We start from the raw sequence: 17,300 nt of genomic DNA, 5'->3' as shown, positions 1-17,300 counted from the left end.
CGTCTCCTGCCGTCGGGGTTGCCTCGCCCCGGCCGGGCGCCGTCCGTCCGGGCCTCAGAAGCCGAAGTCCTGCGTCCACCACGGGCCGCCCGGCCCGGTATGGGCGCCGACGCCGAGGGTCTTGTACTCGCAGTTGAGGATGTTGGCGCGGTGGCCGGGGCTGTTCATCCAGGAGTCCATCACGGCCTGGGCGGTGGCCTGGCCGCGGGCTATGTTCTCGCCGCCCAGATCGTCGATACCCGCGTCACGGGCGCGGTCCCAGGGCGTGTCGCCGTCCGGGTCGGTGTGGTCGAAGAAGCCACGCCGGGCCATGTCGTCACTGAACTGCTGTGCGAGCCCCGCCAGTTCCCTGTCCGCCGTGACGGGGGAGCAGCCGGCCCGGGCGCGCTCCTGGTTGACCAGGGACAGGACCTGGGCCTCGGCGGACGACGGGGTATCGGTGGCCTTCGACGGAGCCGCGCCGCGTGCGGGCGTGGCCGACGACGGCCGCTCGGCGCGCCCGGCGGACCGGCGGGCCCCGGACTTCCCGGGGGAGGTGGCCGTCCGGTGCGGAGAGGGGGACGCCGAGGGGGTGGTGGGGGAGGAGGGACGGCCGGTGCCGGGGGCCGTGGCGCGGGCGCTGCCGCGGCTGGCCTGTTCCGTGGCACGGTCGGACGGGTTCGCCGACCCGCCGCCCAGCGGCCCGGTGGCCTCCGGCAGCGCGCCGGCCCGTACCCGGTCCCCCTGGTCGCCGCCCGTCCCCCCGTCGAACTGGCCGTGGCCCGGGACCAGTCCGGAGGCGACCGCGACGGCTCCCATCGCCATCACCGCACAGGCGCCGAGCAGTCCGGTGCGTACGGGGGCCCGCCCGCGACGCGGGGCCGCGCGACGTCCACTGCGCAGACCCTGGGCCGCCGGGCCCGGGTGTCCGGCCGGCGGTGCGTCAACAGGCCCCGCACCAGGGGCGTCGGAGGCTGCGGGAGCAGAGCGTCGATGGCGGCCCATCCACTGTCTTCCTTCCACCGGTACAAGCACCGGCTCCACTGGAGCGGCTGCCGCCGCAGAGCCTCTTGGGCGTCAAGATGGCTCACCCGTAAGAGTGAGCCTCGCTTGTCGGGGGACTGTACGCCATGACGGAGGGGCAGAAGTGACTGCTGAGCAATTGGCCAGTTAACGTGCACACATGAACGAAGATGTCCGTGTGACCGCCTGGGTGCGTGGTCAGGTCCAAGGCGTCGGGTTCCGTTGGTTCACCCGGGCCAACGCCCTTCGCATCGGCGAACTCTCCGGATTCGCGGTCAATCTCGGTGACGGCCGCGTCCAGGTGGTCGCCGAGGGACCGAAGGATCACTGCGACGCGCTGCTGGACTGGCTCCGCACCGGAGACACGCCCGGGCGGGTCGACGGAGTCACTGAGATATGGGACACGCCCCGCGGCGGTTACGACGGCTTCGAAATCCGCTGAGCGGGTCCGCAGGAACCGTCCCCGCGGCCGTCACAGGCGATCTTGCGCAGGCGTCTTTGTCGCCTGCTCACAGGAGATAAGGCCTGGTGGTTGCCAATCCGGCCGACCCGTGCAAGGCTGCCGCTGTACGGATGATCTCTACGCCCCCGCGGGACCTTTCTGGGGAGTCGGCGCAGCGCCCTCGCGGCCGCGCACTCTCAGGTGCCCGAGGATACGGGGCGTGATCGTGTTGACCGTCAAACCGTTTGGTGAGACTCTGGAATCCCCGCGCACCTTAGCTGTTTGGCATTGAGTACACGCAGAGAATGACAAGCACCGCGGGTGCGAATCCCTCACGACCCACACCGCTTCGGTCGGTCACTCATTGTGGAGGACCATCCATCATGGCAAAGGCGCTTCTCGGTTACGTCGGCGGCTCCGACCCCCGAGTCCTCTCCGAGATGCGACGGCTTCAGCAGCGCGTCCAAGACCTTGAATCCGAACTTATTCGGATGCAGGCCGAAAACGACATGCTGTCCGCTGCCGCACGTCGCGACGACTCGATGCTCGACATCGACGTACCCCAGGCGGAGCCCGCGCTCACCTGACCCCAACCTCAGGGCCGGTAGGGCTGCTCGCCAGCCGCTTGAGGCACCGCTCTCTTCAAGATCTGCAAGGGACGCTTCGGCGTCCCTTCGTCGTTTCCGGCTCTTTCGATTTCCGGCCTATTCGGACCTTCCGGCCACTTCAGCCGTGCCGCCCCTCCCTTACCGCATGATGTGCCCTGCGCTTTCGGCAATGAAACCGAAAATGAACGGTGCGGTATACCCGGGGGCCGTACGGGTGGGTGATCGGCGCCGGAATGTTGGGGGTCGTCCCCTGATGGGCGGCCGGTAGAGTCCCACGGCGTGCATCTCAAGAGTCTGACCCTGCGAGGTTTCAAGTCCTTCGCCTCCGCCACGACGCTCCGGTTCGAACCGGGCATCACCTGCGTCGTGGGCCCGAACGGCTCCGGTAAGTCCAATGTGGTGGACGCGCTGTCCTGGGTCATGGGCGAGCAGGGAGCCAAGTCGCTGCGCGGCGGGAAGATGGAGGACGTCATCTTCGCCGGGACGACCGGGCGGCCGCCGCTCGGCCGTGCCGAGGTCTCGCTCACCATCGACAACGCCGACGGTGCACTGCCGATCGAATACGCCGAAGTCACCCTGACCCGGATCATGTTCCGCAACGGCGGCAGCGAATATCAGATCAACGGCGACACCTGCCGGCTGCTGGACATCCAGGAATTGCTCTCCGATTCCGGCATCGGCCGGGAGATGCACGTCATCGTCGGACAGGGCCAGCTCGACTCCGTCCTGCACGCCGACCCGATGGGGCGCCGGGCCTTCATCGAGGAAGCGGCCGGTGTCCTCAAGCACCGCAAGCGCAAGGAGAAGGCGCTGCGGAAGCTGGACGCGATGAAGGCCAACCTCGCCCGCGTCCAGGACCTGACCGATGAGCTGCGGCGCCAGCTCAAGCCACTGGGGCGGCAGGCCGCGGTCGCCCGGCGCGCCGCCGTCATCCAGGCGGACCTGCGGGACGCCCGGCTGCGGCTGCTCGCCGACGACCTCGTCAGCCTGCGCCGGGCGCTGCGCGCCGAGATCGCGGACGAGGCGGCGCTCAAGGAACGCAAGGAGGCCGCCGAGGCCCGGCTGCGCACCGCCCAGCAGCACGAGGCGGCGCTGGAGGAGGAGGTGCGCACCCTGACCCCTCGGGTGCGGCGCGCCCAGCAGACCTGGCATGAGCTCTCCCAGCTCGCGGAGCGGGTGCGCGGCACGATCTCGCTGGCCGAGGCGCGGGTCAAGAGCGCTTCGGCGGCCCCGCCGGAGGAGCGGCACGGGCGCGACCCCGAGGACATGGAGCGCGAGGCGGCCCGGATCCGCGAGCAGGAGGCGGAGTTGACGGCCGCGCTGGAGGCGGCGAGCCGGGCGCTGGAGGACACCGTCGAACACCGTGCCGAACTGGAGCGGCAATTGGCGGACGAGGAGCGCCGGCTGCGGGACGCCGCCCGGGCCCTCGCCGACCGCCGCGAGGGCCTGGCCCGGCTGAGCGGACAGGTCACCGCCGCCCGTGGCCGGGCCGCCTCGGCGCAGGCGGAGATCGGCCGGCTGGCCGAGGCCAGGGACGACGCCCGGCGCCGGGCGGCCACCGCCCAGGAAGCGTACGAACAGCTCAAGGCCGAGGTCGACGGGCTGGACGCGGACGATCAGGAGATCGCCGAGCGGCACGAGGCGGCCCGCCACGACCTGGCGGAGGCGGAGTCCGCGCTCTCCGCCGCGCGTGAGGCGCTGAGCACGGCCGAGCGCGAACGGGCCGCGACCGCCGCACGGCACGACGCACTGGCGCTGGGACTGCGCCGCAAGGACGGCACCGGTGCGCTGCTGGCCGCCGCCGGCCGGCTCACCGGCCTGCTCGGTCCGGCGGCGGAACTGCTGACCGTCACCCCTGGTTTCGAGATCCCGGTGGCGGCCGCCCTCGGCGTGGCTGCGGACGCCCTCGCCGTCACCGGCCCGGACACCGCCGCCGAGGCCATCCGGCTGCTGCGCGCCCAGGACGCGGGGCGGGCGGCGATGGTGCTGGGGGGAAGCGGGGACCTGCGGGGCGCGGGGCGGGTACCTGCGCCCGCGCGGGCGGCGGAGGACGGGGAGATCACCGGGGCCCCGGAGGCCACCGCGGCCGCCGTTCGGGTGCCGGCGGGGGGCGTGGCCGCGGGACCGGACGCCGCCGAGCCCGCCGAGCCCGCCGGGCACCGCGTTCCCGGGCCCCGTTCCGGGCCCGTACCGGCCGAGGAACTGGTGCGGGGGCCCGCGGAGTTGACGGCCGCCGTGGCCCGGCTGCTGCGGGACGTCGTGGTGGTCGGGACGCTGGAGGACGCCGAGGAGCTGGTGGCCGCGCGGCCGGAGCTGACGGCGGTGACCGGTGAGGGCGATCTGCTCGGGGCGCATTTCGCACACGGCGGCTCCGCCGGTGCGCCGAGCCTGCTGGAGGTGCAGGCCTCCGTCGACGAGGCGGCCGCCGAGCTGGAGGAGCTGGCGGGGCGCTGCGAGGAGCTGGCGCGAGCGCAGCGGGCCGCGGCGGAACGCCGTACGGCGGGTGCCGCGCTGGTGGAGGAGCTGGCCGAGCAGTGGCGGGCGGCGGACCGGGAGAAGTCGAAGGTCGCCGGGGACCTCGGCCGGCTCGGCGGGCAGGCGCGGGCGGCCGCGGGGGAGGCCGAGCGGGCCGGCGCGGCGGCGGCCAAGGCCGAGGAGGCGCTGGCGCGGGCCACCGAGGAGGCCGAGGAGCTGGCCGAGCGCCTTGCGGTGGCCGAGGAGGAGCCGGGCGTCGGCGACGAGGAGCCCGATACGTCCGTGCGGGACCGGCTCGCCGCCGACGGTGCCAATGCGCGGCAGACCGAGATGGAGGCCCGGCTCCAGGCGCGGACGCACGAGGAGCGGGTCAAGGCGCTCGCCGGGCGGGCGGACGCGCTGGACCGGGGGGCGCGCGCCGAACGCGAGGCGCGGCTGCGGGCCGAGCGGCGGCGCGCACGGCTGCGGCACGAGGCGCAGGTGGCCGGGGCGGTAGCCGCCGGTGCCCGGCAGCTGCTGGCCCATGTCGAGGTATCGGCCGTACGGGCCGAGGAGGAGCGGGGCGCGGCGGAGCGGGCCAAGGCCGAGCGGGAGCAGGCACTGGTGGCCGAGCGCAACCAGGGCCGGGAACTGAAGTCCGAGCTGGACAAGCTGACGGACTCGATGCACCGCGGCGAGGTACTGGGCGCGGAGAAGCGGCTGCGGATCGAGCAGCTGGAGACCAAGGCGCTGGAGGAGCTGGGGGTGGAGCCGGCCGGGCTGGTGGCCGAGTACGGCCCCGGGCAGCTGGTTCCGCCGTCGCCGGCCGCCGACGGCGAGGTGCTTCCGGAGGATCCGGAGCATCCCCGCCACCAGCCGGTGCCCTACGTACGGGCCGAGCAGGAAAAACGGCTCAAGGCGGCCGAGCGGGCGTATCAGCAGCTCGGGAAGGTGAATCCGCTGGCACTGGAGGAGTTCGCCGCATTGGAGGAGCGGCACAAGTTCCTCAGCGAGCAGCTTGAAGACTTGAAGAAGACCCGCGCCGATCTGATGCAGGTGGTCAAGGAGGTCGACGAGCGGGTGGAGCAGGTCTTCACCGAGGCCTACCACGACACCGCACGCGAGTTCGAGGGCGTCTTCGCACGGCTCTTCCCGGGTGGCGAGGGGCGGTTGGTGCTGACCGATCCGGACGACATGCTGGCGACCGGGGTGGATGTGGAGGCGCGCCCGCCGGGGAAGAAGGTCAAGCGGCTGTCGCTGCTGTCCGGTGGGGAGCGGTCGCTGACCGCGGTGGCGCTGCTGGTGTCGATCTTCAAGGCGCGGCCCAGCCCGTTCTACGTCATGGATGAGGTGGAGGCCGCCCTGGACGACACCAATCTGCAGCGGCTGATCGGGATCATGGAGGAGTTGCAGGAGAGCTCCCAGCTGATCGTGATCACGCATCAGAAGCGGACGATGGAGGTCGCGGACGCCCTTTACGGGGTATCGATGCAGGGGGACGGCGTCACCAAGGTCATCAGCCAGCGGCTGCACTGAGCGCGGGAGCGGCGGACCGGGCCCGCGTCGGTCAGGGGCGATATCGACCGGAATCGGCGTCTGCCGGGGCTCATCTCGGAGCCGCCTTTGATCGCCCGGAGTGTCCGACACCGCATCAGTTCAGAACTTGAACGAACTGCCTCTCGAGTGGCCGAGAAACAAATTCATCTCGGCCTATTGACTTCGAAACTTGAAGGCATAGTCTCTGCAACGTCGCTTTTACCTTCAAGTGGTGGGTGCCCCCAACCTATGCACCACTTGTAGGGCCAGCCCCCTAACCCGGCAGCGCAGCCGGGCCACTGGAGTTCACGTTGACCAGCACCGCGCAGCCGACGGGTTCGGAAGGCCGCAAGGCCCATCCCGAACATCTCGGCCATGTCATCTTCATCACCGCGGCTGCCGCGATGGGCGGCTTTCTCTTCGGCTATGACAGCTCTGTCATCAATGGTGCCGTCGAGGCGATCCGGGGCCGCTATGAGGTCGGTTCCGCCGTACTTGCCCAGGTGATCGCCATCGCGCTGATCGGCTGTGCCATCGGCGCCGCCACCGCGGGCCGGATCGCGGACCGCATAGGCCGTATCCGCGTGATGCAGATCGCCTCGGTGCTGTTCACCATCAGCGCCGTCGGCTCCGCTCTTCCGTTCGCCCTCTGGGACCTCGCCTTCTGGCGGATCATCGGCGGCTTCGCCATCGGTATGGCCTCGGTCATCGGCCCGGCCTATATCGCCGAGGTCTCGCCGTCCGCCTACCGCGGCCGACTCGGCTCGTTCCAGCAGGCCGCGATCGTCATCGGCATCGCCGTCTCCCAGCTCGTCAACTGGGGCATCCTCAACCTCGCCGACGGCAAGCAGCGCGGCGTCATCGCCGGCCTGGAGGCCTGGCAGTGGATGCTCGGTGTGATGGTCATCCCGGCCGTGCTCTACGGTCTGCTCTCCTTCGCGATCCCCGAGTCGCCGCGGTACCTGATCTCCGTCGAGAAGGTCTCCAAGGCCAAGGAGGTGCTTGCCGAGGTCGAGGGCAAGACCGTGGACCTCGACAAGCGGGTCGCGGAGATCAAGGAGGCGATGCGCCGCGAGCACAAGGCGTCGTTCAAGGACCTGCTCGGCAGCAAGTTCGGCTTCCTGCCGATCGTCTGGGTCGGCATCGGACTGTCGGTCTTCCAGCAGCTGGTCGGCATCAACGTCGCGTTCTACTACTCCTCGGCGCTGTGGCAGTCCGTCGGCATCGACCCGAGTGCGTCGTTCTTCTACAGCTTCACGACGTCGATCATCAACATCATCGGCACCGTGATCGCGATGATCTTCGTCGACAGGATCGGCCGCCGCCCGCTGGCGCTGGTCGGCTCGGCCGGTATGGCCCTCGCGCTCGGCCTGGAGGCCTGGGCCTTCTCCGCCAAGACCGCGGCCGGCACCCTGCCGACCACCGAAGGCACCGTGGCCCTGATCGCCGCCCATGTCTTCGTGCTCTTCTTCGCCCTCTCCTGGGGCGTCGTGGTCTGGGTCTTCCTCGGCGAGATGTTCCCGAACAAGATCCGCGCCGCCGCGCTGGGCGTCGCCGCCTCCGCGCAGTGGATCGCCAACTGGGCCATCACGGCCAGCTTCCCGAGCCTTTCGGACTGGAACCTCTCGGGTACGTACGTCATCTACATGGTCTTCGCTCTGCTCTCGATCCCCTTCGTGCTGAAGTACGTCAAGGAGACGAAGGGCAAGGCGTTGGAGGAGATGGGCTAACCCCCCCCGCCAGTCCTTCTCCTCAGTACTGGGTACTGCCCCGGGTCAACAGGGACCCCGGGCAGTACCCGTTTTTTGTGCCGGCCGCGCCGCTTCTCCGTGCCGGTGCTCTGCTTGTTCGTTCCGGTGCGCCGCGGCGCCTCAGGCGTCCTCGCCGGCCCGGAGCGCGCCGCCCGCCGCGCGCAACGCCCGCCGGTACGCGGACGGCGTGGTGTGCAGCGCGCGCTGGAAGCGCCGACGGAAGTTGACCGCCGACGACAGGCCGACGCGCAGCGCGACCGCTTCGACGGGCAGATCGCTCTGAACCCGCCCCCGGCCGTCAGTCCTTGAGGTGCGGCTGCACCTCCTCGGCGAACAGGTGCAGCGAGCGCCACCCCTCGTCGACAGGCATCCCGCCGCACAGCGGATGCAGGATCAGTGAGCCCTGGGCGCCCGCCTGCCGGGCGAGCCGCAGGCACTCGTCCGGGGTGACGATGCGGTAGACCCCCTCCTCGCGCAGCGCCGCCACGTCCCGGGCCGACGAGCGCACCGCGGAGCGGGTGCCGGCCGACTGCCAGGACGCGTACATCCGGGCCTCGTGCAGCAGATGGCTCCCGTAATCGGCCCAGGTGCGGTCCGGGTCCTCGGAGAGGTGGAGGAGCGAGGTGTGTGCGGGCGGCTGCATCACCCAGCCTTCGGTGCCGAAGGCGGTGCGCTGCTCGTGGTAGTAGGCCTCCAGCTCCGGGAGGTGGGCACTGGGGAAGAGGGGGAGCCCCAGGCGGGCCGCGCGCCGGGCGGCGGCCCGGGAGCTGCCGCCGATCAGCAGCAGGGGGTGTGGCCGGGTGTACGGGCGGGGGGTCACCTGGACCGTGCGCCCCCGGTAGGCGAACGGTTCGCCGGTCCAGGCGGACAGCACGGTCTCCAGCACCTCGTCCTGGAGCGCGCCACGGCCCTGCCAGTCCTTCCCGTGCGCCGCGTACTCCTCGGGCCGGTAGCCGAGGCCGGCGACGGTGACCAGCCGGCCGCCGCTGAGGAGGTCGAGCGAGGCGAGGTCTTCGGCCAGCCGCAGCGGGTCGTGCAGCGGGGTGATCAGCGCGGAGACGGTGACGCCGATGCGGCGGGTGGCGCCGAAGACGGCGCCCGCGAAGGTGAGCGGGGAGGGCATCCACCCGTTGGTGGTGGCGTGGTGCTCCTCGGTCTGGACCATGGTCAGGCCGCGGTCGTCGGCGAACGCGGCCATCTCGACGGCGGCCCGGTAGCGGGCGGACAGTGCGTCGGGTGTGGGCGCGGGGTCGACGAGGTTGACGCGCAGGACCGTGACCGGCCGGGCAGGCAGGGCGGGCTGGTCAGGCAGGGAGGGCAGGGCAGACATGGCAAACGTCCCCTTCGCCAGGGCGGTTGGCGAGGGGGACGCTAGCTGACGTTGCGTCAGATCACTAGGGGCGGTTCCGGTCCGCGGCGGCCGGGTCAGCCCACCTCGGCCGGCTGCCGGGCCCCGGCCGCGTCGCCGGCCCCGGCCGCCGGGACGGACTCCCGTGGCGTTGGCAGTACGGCGAAGACGAGCGCGGCGAGCGCGATCGTGGCCGCCCAGCCCAGGCCGTTCTCGCCGATCCAGGTGGTGGCCAGCGGGCCGGTGAACCACTGGACCTTGGTGAAGCACAGGCCCGCGCCGAGCGCGACCGCCCAGGCCGTCATGGCCTGCCAGCAGAAGCCGCCGGTGTACCAGTAGCGGCTGGTGCGGCCGGTGTTCATCAGGCTGTCGGCGTCATAGCGCACCGCCAGCTTGCGCCGCCGGGCCATGTCGACGCCGTAGACGCCGATCCAGGCGGAGAAGGAGACCGCGAGCAGCGTCAGGAAGGCGATGAACTGGCCGATGAAGTCCTTGGCCACCAGCATCATGAACAGGCCGCCGACCAGGCTGATGACGGCGTTGATGCTGACCGCGAGGGCCCGCGGCAGCTTGACGCCCATGGTCTGGGCGGTGAAGCCCGCGGAGTACATCGACAGGCTGTTGATCAGCACCATGCCGACCAGCGCGGTGACCAGGTAGGGCACCGCGAGCCAGGACGGCAGGATGGTGCCGAGGAAGGACATCGGGTCGGTGTTCTGGCCGGCCAGCTTCGGGTTGGAGACGGCCATCACGCCGCCCATCAGCACCATCGGCAGCAGCACCAGGGCCGCGCCGGAGACGGTGGTGCCGACGATCTTCTTGCCGGACGTGGAGTGCGGGAGGTAGCGCGCGAAGTCGGGACCGGTGGGCACCCAGCTGATCCCGCCGGCCGCGATGGTGCCGATGCCCGCGATCACCATGGCGGTGGTGCCGGCCTTCTTGGCGAAGATGGCGTCCCAGTTCATCGTGGCGACCAGGTAGACCAGCACCATGATGCTGAACAGGCCGAACAGGTACGTCGAGTACGTGTTGCAGATGTTGAGCGCCTTGCGGCCCAGGCCGCTCACCAGGTAGGTGACGGCCACGAACGCGAGCAGGGTGACGACGACGAGGACGTTGTTGCTCTCGATCCCCAGCAGCAGATGCAGCACGGTCAGCACCGCGTAGGCGCCGGTGACCGCGTTGATCGTTTCCCAGCCGAAGCGGGCGACCCACAGGATCGCACCGGGGAAGTAGTTGCCGCGGACGCCGAACGCGGCCCGGGAGAGCATCGCACCGGGGGCACCGCCCCACTTGCCCGAGACCGACAGCACGCCCACCATGCCGAACGCGACGGCGGCGGCGATCGCGGCCACCAGCAGGACCTGCCAGAAGTTCAGCCCGTTGCTGACCACGAGCGAGGCGCCCATGGTGAGCAACAACACGCTGATGTTGGCGGCGACCCAGGTCGGGAAGAGCTCGCGGACGCGGCCCTGGCGTTCGTGGTCGGGGACGGGCTCGATGCCGCGGGTCTCGACGGCGCCTTCGGATGCGGGAGCGGAAGCGGACGTGGTGGTGCCCATTGGTGCAGGTATCTCCGTGCGGGGATCTGGAGGCACCCCCGGGGGGAGGAGGTGCAGGCAGCGGCTGTGGTGCCTTGGCCAGAATTGGTTGCCAGGACTCTACGCGCGTTGCGCGGCCGCTCACCATCGTACTTTGATCCAACTTCTGCCGATTGGTTCCGTTGGACCCCACGACGAGAACGAGTGTCGCCCACCTTCGTCGAACGGTCCAGTCGAGCGCTTGTGAGCAGGGCGGAGGCGGCACGGGCCGTCGCCGGACCGGTACGTTCCGTCGCCCCGCCCGCCGGGTCGCCCACCCGTCGCGGCAGCTCCTGCGGGGCATCGGCCGGCGAGGAGATCCGCATCTCACCACTGGCTCGAACCGAGCCCCTGGGCGCCTCTTTCCGGCCCCTTTGCCGTGTCCGGTTCCCGCCCGCGGGGGCTTCGGCGCGTGCGGTCCCCACGGGCGGGGCGTGGCTGATACTGGAGGGGTTATGGAAACCGTCATCCTTGCCGTCATCATCGCCGTGGTCGTGCTCGGCGCGATCAGCGGGCTCGTCGTCAGCGGCCGCAAGAAGAAGCAGCTGCCGCCGTCCCCGCCGGCCGCCCCGAAGCCCTCCGTCACCGCGCCCCCCGCCGAACCGCAGGTCGGCGAGGAGGCCGAGACCCCCAGCGACGAAGAACGTCGCACCATCGAAGAAGTCACGCTGCCCACCGCCGAGGCCCCCGTGGCCGAGGCGCCGGCCGCCGAGCCCGAGGCGCCCGCCGCGCCCGCGATCGAGGTCCCCGAGCCCACCGCGGGACGGCTGGTCCGGCTGCGCGCCCGGCTCTCCCGCTCCCAGAACACCCTGGGCAAGGGCCTGCTGACCCTGCTGTCCCGGGAACACCTCGACGACGAGACCTGGGAGGAGATCGAGGACACCCTGCTGACCGCCGACGTCGGCGTCGCTCCCACCCAGGAGCTCGTCGAGCGGCTGCGCGAGCGGGTCAAGGTCCTCGGCACCCGTACCCCCGAGGGGCTGCGCGCCCTGCTGCGAGAGGAACTGCTCACCCTCATCGGCACGGACGCCGACCGCACCGTGCACACCGCCAACGGCATCGGCAACGGCGGGGACGAGATCCCCGGCGTCGTCATGGTCGTCGGCGTCAACGGCACCGGCAAGACCACCACCACCGGCAAGCTCGCCCGAGTCCTGGTCGCCGACGGCAAGTCCGTGGTCCTCGGCGCCGCCGACACCTTCCGCGCCGCGGCCGCCGACCAGCTGCAGACGTGGGGCGAGCGGGTCGGTGCTCGTACGGTCCGCGGACCCGAGGGCGGCGACCCCGCCTCGATCGCCTTCGACGCGGTGAAGGAAGGCATCACCGAGGCCGCCGATGTCGTACTGATCGACACCGCGGGCCGGCTGCACACCAAGACCGGGCTGATGGACGAGCTCGGCAAGGTCAAGCGGGTCGTCGAGAAGCACGGCCCGGTCGGCGAGGTACTGCTCGTCCTGGACGCCACCACCGGCCAGAACGGCCTGGTCCAGGCCCGGGTGTTCGCCGAGGTCGTGGACATCACCGGGGTGGTGCTCACCAAGCTCGACGGCACCGCCAAGGGCGGCATCATCGTCGCTGTCCAGCGCGAGCTCGGCGTCCCCGTCAAGCTCGTCGGCCTGGGCGAGGGCGCGGACGACCTGGCGCCGTTCGAGCCGGAGGCCTTCGTCGACGCCCTGATCGACTGACGCCGCCGGACACCACGCCCCGGACAGTCATCGGCCCCCGGACCCGCACACGGCGGGTACCGGGGGCCGGCGTCGTGTGCTCCGGACCCCGGCTCACACCGCCGCGCGGTGGCACACGTACGCCAGGGTGCCCAGCACCAGCCGCGCCTGCGGCGGCCGGTCCGTGGTGGCCGGCGTCGGCGGGCGCAGCCAGCGCACCGGGCCGTGGCCGCCGAGGTCGGAGGGCGGCGCGGTGATGTGGTCGCCGGGGCCCAGGGAGCGCAGATCGAGCGTGGCGTCGTCCCAGCCCATCCGGTAGAGCAGGTCGGGGAGTTCCTTGGCCGCGCCGGGGGCGACGAAGAACAGCGCCCGGCCGGTCGGGGTCACCGCGGCCGGGCCGAGCGGCAGTCCCATCCGCTCCAGGCGCGCCAGGGCGTTGCGCCCCGCGGCCTCCGGCACGTCGAGGATGTCGAACGTCCGGCCCACCGGGAGTAAGAGCGCGGCGCCCGGTGTCTCCGCCCAGGCCGCGGCGGCCGTCTCCCAGCTCGCCCCGGCCGTCAGCTCCGCGGCGAAGGCCAGCGGATGGGCGCCGGGAGCGGGGCAGTCCGCGGCGCCGCACGAGCAGTCCGTGCCGCCGCTGCCCGTGCGCACCGCCCGGGCGCCGGGGACGACGTCCCAGCCCCACAGCCCGGTGTACTCCGCCGCCGCCGTGATGTCGGTCGAGCGGGCGCGGCGCCGGGAGCTGGAACGCATCTCTCGGATGCCGCCGATCGTGAAGCCCATGCCCCCTCCAACGGGTGGTGCGTGCCAGTGGTTACGAGTCGGCGGGTTGACGGCGTCGCGCCCTTCACGCTCCGTCGCCGGCCCGTGGTGCCGGTGGTGTGCCGTGGTGTGCCGGGTGGTGCGGTGTGCCGTGCGAGCCCTGGCGCGCTTCGCTCCGCCCGGCCTTGCTCGACCTGTGTCAAGTCAATCGCGAGAGCTTGTCGGGGAGTTCATACGAAGGGGTGGCGAATGGTGGCGTTTCCGCAATCGCCCTCGCGTGAGGGGTGATCGTAGGATTACTTTCGGTGCACGAACCCCGGAGAGGCATCATTCGCACGGGTATGCCGGTGGCAACGACCGGTGGGGCACAGGCCAAAAGGTGTGGCCGGAATCCGTGGTCGGGTAGATGTACCCCGGACAGGCGTCGCAACAGGCGGCAGGCTGTGGCGGGTTCGCGGCACGCACCGGGCACCGGGCACAGACATCAAGGCAGCAATCGGGATGGGGGCTTCCAGTGGGAGGCAACGGCGGCAGTGGCGGCACCGACGCCGCCAAACAACCCAACGCACAGCTGGGTTCGTGGTTCATGCGCAGCGGCTGGTCCAAGGGGGAGCTGGCACGGCAGGTCAACCGCCGGGCACGCCAGATGGGCGCGCACCACATCAGCACGGACACCTCCCGGGTCCGCCGCTGGCTCGACGGCGAGCAGCCGCGCGAGCCCATCCCGCGGATCCTGTCCGAGCTGTTCTCCGAGCGCTTCGGCTGTGTGGTCGGCATCGAGGAGCTGGGGCTGCGCTCCGCGCACCAGTCCCCGTCCGTCTCCGGCGTGGACCTGCCCTGGGCCGGAGCCCAAACGGTCAGCCTCATCAGTGAGTTCTCGCGCAGCGACCTGATGCTGGCCCGCCGCGGCTTCCTCGGCACCTCCCTCGCCCTCGCCGCGGGACCCAGCCTCATCGAGCCGATGCAGCGCTGGCTGGTCCCGGTGCCCGCGGGCCAGGGCGAGGTGGCGGAGCCCGACCGCGGCCGGCGGCACGCGCGGCTGTCCAAGCCGGAGCTGGACCTCCTGGAGTCGACGACCGCGATGTTCCGGCAGTGGGACGCGCAGTGCGGCGGCGGGCTGCGGCGCAAGGCCGTGGTCGGCCAGCTTCACGAGGTCACCGACCTCCTCCAGGAGCCCCAGCCCGCGGCGGTGTCCCGGCGGCTGTTCAAGGTCGCCGCCGAACTCGCCGAACTCGCCGGCTGGATGAGTTACGACATCGGGCTGCAGCCCACCGCCCAGAAATACTTCGTGCTGGCCCTGCACGCGTCCAAGGAGGCCGGCGACCGGCCCCTGGGCTCGTACATCCTCTCCAGCATGAGCCGGCAGATGATCCACCTCGGCCGGCCCGACGACGCACTGGAGCTCATCCATCTGGCCCAGTACGGCAGCCGCGAAACGGCCACCCCGCGCACCCAGGCCATGTTGTATGCGATGGAGGCCCGCGCCTACGCCGGAATGGGCCAGCCCAGCAAGGTCAAGCGGGCCGTCCGGATGGCCGAGGACACCTTCTCCGACGTGCTGCCCGGCGAACCCGACCCGGACTGGATCCGCTTCTTCTCCGAGGCCGAGCTGAACGCCGAGAACGCCCACTCCTACCGCGATCTCGCCTATGTCGCCGGTCGCAGCCCCACCTACGCCTCGCTCGCCGAGCCCGTCATGCAGCGCGCCGTGGAGCTGTTCGGCCAGGACCCCGAGCACCAGCGGTCGTATGCGCTCAACCTGATCGGGATGGCCACCGTGCATCTGCTGCAGAAGGAGCCGGAAGCCTGCGCGGCGATGGCGCAGCAGGCGATCCCGTTCGCCCGGCAGGTCCGCTCGGAGCGCGTCAACACCCGGCTGCGCAAGACCGTGGACACCGCGGCGCGGGAATTCGGCGGTGTCGCCGAGGTGATCCGGCTCAGCGACGAGCTCACCCGCCAGCTTCCCGAATCAGCGGCGGCCGTCTGACGGCACGCCCTCCCCACTCCGGCCGCGGCCGCCGCCCCGTACAGCCCGACTCGGCTCCCCCATGCCAGGTCACGCGGGCGGCAGCCGCGGCCGGGCTGTTTCTTGCGCCTAAGCCGGCGCCGCTTTCGCGGAGGTGGTTGCTCGCCGTGGGGGTTGCTCAAGCGGTGGTTTCGGTGGGGTGGACGGGGGATGTGCGGGCTGATCTGCGGGTGGTCCGGGCCGGGGTCGGGGCTGATCTGGGAGTTCACCGGGGTGTAACACGGGGGCCTTCTTCGTCACTGCGGTGAAACACCGGCAAGGTTTGGCCGAAACCGTGCTGCGACAACCTCATCGCGAAGTCGGCCCACCAGAAACACGCCCGCACGGGCCGCATCGACGACGAGGAGACGCCGATGCCCCCAGGCATCCTGACGCTTGCAGCAGACAAGGTGACGCTCAGCCCGGCGAACACCGGGTTCATGCTGATCTGCTCCGCCCTGGTGATGATCATGACCCCCGGGCTCGCCTTCTTCTACGGCGGCATGGTCCGGGTCAAGAGCGTGCTCAACATGCTGATGATGAGCTTCATCAGCCTGGGCATCGTCACGATCCTGTGGGTCCTGTACGGCTTCGGGCTCGCGTTCGGCACCGACAAGGGCGGCTTCATCGGCTGGAACGGCGACTTCGCCGGCCTCGCCCACATCGGCCTGACCGAGCTGTGGGGGACCAGCACCATCCCGGTCTATGTCTTCGCGGTCTTCCAGCTGATGTTCGCGGTCATCACGCCCGCGCTGATCAGCGGTGCGCTCGCCGACCGGGTGAAGTTCACCGCCTGGGCGCTGTTCATCGCCCTGTGGGTCACCGTGGTCTACTTCCCCGTCGCCCACTGGGTCTGGGGCGACGGCGGCTGGCTCTTCGAGCTGAAGGTCATCGACTTCGCGGGCGGCACCGCGGTGCACATCAACGCCGGCGCCGCGGCGCTCGGCGTGCTCCTCGTCGTCGGCAAGCGCATCGGCTTCAAGAAGGACCCGATGCGGCCGCACAGCCTGCCCCTGGTGATGCTCGGCGCCGGACTGCTGTGGTTCGGCTGGTTCGGCTTCAACGCCGGCTCCTGGCTCGGCAACGACGACGGCATCGGCGCGGTCGCCTTCGTCAACACCCAGGTCGCCACCGCCGCCGCGATGCTCGGCTGGCTGGCGTACGAAAAGCTCCGGCACGGCTCGTTCACCACGCTCGGCGCGGCCTCCGGCGCGGTCGCCGGACTCGTCGCGATCACCCCGGCCTGCGGCGCGGTCAGCCCGCTGGGCGCCATCGCGGTCGGTGCGATCGCCGGTGTGCTGTGCGCCATGGCGGTCAACCTCAAGTACAAGTTCGGCTACGACGACTCCCTGGACGTCATCGGCGTCCACCTCGTCGGCGGTGTCGTCGGCTCGCTGCTGATCGGCTTCTTCGCCACCGGCGGGGTGCAGAGCAAGGCCAAGGGCCTCTTCTACGGCGGCGGCCTCGACCAGCTCGGCCGGCAGACCGTCGGTGTGGTCTGCGTCCTGCTGTACTCCCTGGTCGTCTCCTACGTCCTTGCCAAGGCCATCGACCTGGTGATGGGCTTCCGGGTCGGCGAGGACGAGGAGGTCGCCGGCATCGACCAGGCCGCACACGCGGAAACCGCGTACGACTTCGCCGGCGCGGGCGGCGGCACGGTCGGCCGCAAGGGACCGGCACTCGGCGAGGCTCTGACGAAGAAGGTGGACGCGTGAAGCTCATCACGGCAGTAATCAAGCCGCACCGGCTGGACGAGGTGAAGGACGCCCTGCAGGCCTTCGGCGTGCACGGTCTGACGCTCACCGAGGCCAGCGGCTACGGCAGGCAGCGCGGGCACACGGAGGTGTACCGCGGCGCCGAGTACACCGTCGACCTGGTGCCCAAGATCCGCGTCGAGGTGCTGGTCGAGGACGCCGACGCCGAGGAGCTGATGGACGTCGTCGTCAAGGCGGCGCGCACCGGCAAGATCGGCGACGGGAAGGTCTGGAGCATCCCGGTGGACGACGCGGTACGGGTGCGGACCGGGGAGCGGGGGCCGGACGCGCTGTGACGCTCCTGTGCCGCCGTGGCGCGGCTCCGGCACCGGCGGCACCCGCCGCCGTGCCGGAGCGGACGCCAGGGCGGCGGATGGCAGCCCGCCCCGCGGCG

The 17,300-nt window shown here is 71.3% G+C and carries 12 protein-coding genes and 1 pseudogene; 8 read left to right on the top strand and 5 right to left on the bottom strand.

Features of this window, described 5'->3' with window-relative positions:
• Window positions 1-54: 54 nt before the first annotated feature.
• On the bottom strand, window positions 55-798 hold the full coding sequence (locus ABZ851_RS18635; RefSeq protein ID WP_361128524.1) for a CAP domain-containing protein: 744 nt from the start codon (window positions 796-798) through the stop codon (window positions 55-57).
• 364 nt (window positions 799-1,162) lie between these two features.
• Here ABZ851_RS18635 and ABZ851_RS18630 point away from each other — a divergent pair, with 364 nt between their 5' ends.
• The 4 genes from ABZ851_RS18630 (at window position 1,163) to ABZ851_RS18615 (ending at window position 7,772) form a co-directional block, all read left to right on the top strand.
• Window positions 1,163-1,444 carry an acylphosphatase gene (locus ABZ851_RS18630; RefSeq protein WP_088800269.1) on the top strand — a complete coding sequence of 94 codons (282 nt, stop codon included), beginning with the start codon at window positions 1,163-1,165 and terminating at the stop codon, window positions 1,442-1,444.
• A 383-nt stretch (window positions 1,445-1,827) separates the two neighbouring features.
• Window positions 1,828-2,031, top strand: coding sequence for a hypothetical protein (locus ABZ851_RS18625; RefSeq protein WP_006602857.1), 204 nt, complete (start codon window positions 1,828-1,830; stop codon window positions 2,029-2,031).
• Between the two features lie 300 nt (window positions 2,032-2,331).
• Window positions 2,332-6,042 carry an AAA family ATPase gene (locus ABZ851_RS18620; protein ID WP_361128520.1) on the top strand — a complete coding sequence of 1,237 codons (3,711 nt, stop codon included), beginning with the start codon at window positions 2,332-2,334 and terminating at the stop codon, window positions 6,040-6,042.
• 311 nt (window positions 6,043-6,353) lie between these two features.
• Window positions 6,354-7,772 (top strand): sugar porter family MFS transporter, encoded by a 1,419-nt coding sequence (locus ABZ851_RS18615; RefSeq protein WP_361128517.1) that lies wholly within the window; start codon window positions 6,354-6,356, stop codon window positions 7,770-7,772.
• A 141-nt stretch (window positions 7,773-7,913) separates the two neighbouring features.
• On the opposite strand, the pseudogene ABZ851_RS18610 reads toward ABZ851_RS18615, so the two are convergent.
• The 3 genes and pseudogenes from ABZ851_RS18610 to ABZ851_RS18600 form a co-directional block, all read right to left on the bottom strand.
• Window positions 7,914-8,075: pseudogene (locus tag ABZ851_RS18610) on the bottom strand (helix-turn-helix transcriptional regulator); the annotation flags it as partial.
• A 16-nt stretch (window positions 8,076-8,091) separates the two neighbouring features.
• The gene (locus ABZ851_RS18605) at window positions 8,092-9,123 is read right to left on the bottom strand and encodes an LLM class flavin-dependent oxidoreductase (RefSeq protein WP_361128514.1); all 1,032 of its coding nucleotides are present in this window, start codon (window positions 9,121-9,123) and stop codon (window positions 8,092-8,094) included.
• A gap of 95 nt (window positions 9,124-9,218) precedes the next feature.
• Window positions 9,219-10,703: a cytosine permease gene (locus ABZ851_RS18600; RefSeq protein WP_361128511.1), complete on the bottom strand. Its 1,485-nt coding sequence runs from the start codon at window positions 10,701-10,703 to the stop codon at window positions 9,219-9,221.
• 473 nt (window positions 10,704-11,176) lie between these two features.
• Here ABZ851_RS18600 and ftsY point away from each other — a divergent pair, with 473 nt between their 5' ends.
• Window positions 11,177-12,406, top strand: coding sequence for a signal recognition particle-docking protein FtsY (ftsY, locus tag ABZ851_RS18595; protein ID WP_361128508.1), 1,230 nt, complete (start codon window positions 11,177-11,179; stop codon window positions 12,404-12,406).
• Between the two features lie 93 nt (window positions 12,407-12,499).
• Here ftsY and ABZ851_RS18590 read toward each other — a convergent pair whose 3' ends face one another.
• A complete protein-coding gene (locus tag ABZ851_RS18590) occupies window positions 12,500-13,168 on the bottom strand; it encodes a bifunctional DNA primase/polymerase (protein WP_361128505.1) in 669 nt (222 codons plus the stop codon).
• Window positions 13,169-13,661: 493 nt separating this feature from the next.
• On the opposite strand from ABZ851_RS18590, the gene ABZ851_RS18585 reads away from it, so the two are divergent.
• The 3 genes from ABZ851_RS18585 (at window position 13,662) to ABZ851_RS18575 (ending at window position 17,202) form a co-directional block, all read left to right on the top strand.
• Complete coding sequence (locus tag ABZ851_RS18585) at window positions 13,662-15,134, top strand: hypothetical protein (protein ID WP_361128502.1); 1,473 nt, start codon at window positions 13,662-13,664, stop codon at window positions 15,132-15,134.
• Between the two features lie 392 nt (window positions 15,135-15,526).
• On the top strand, window positions 15,527-16,867 hold the full coding sequence (locus ABZ851_RS18580) for an ammonium transporter (protein ID WP_336050014.1): 1,341 nt from the start codon (window positions 15,527-15,529) through the stop codon (window positions 16,865-16,867).
• A complete protein-coding gene (locus tag ABZ851_RS18575) occupies window positions 16,864-17,202 on the top strand; it encodes a P-II family nitrogen regulator (RefSeq protein WP_088800278.1) in 339 nt (112 codons plus the stop codon). Before ABZ851_RS18580 ends, ABZ851_RS18575 begins: the two co-directional genes overlap by 4 nt.
• Window positions 17,203-17,300 lie beyond the last annotated feature (98 nt).

Origin of the sequence: Streptomyces sp. NPDC047049 (assembly GCF_040643995.1) — a bacterium.
Classification (GTDB): domain Bacteria; phylum Actinomycetota; class Actinomycetes; order Streptomycetales; family Streptomycetaceae; genus Streptomyces; species Streptomyces mooreae.
The sequence above is the reverse complement of the archived record's forward strand: the minus strand, read 5'-3'. Positions and strand labels throughout refer to the sequence as shown.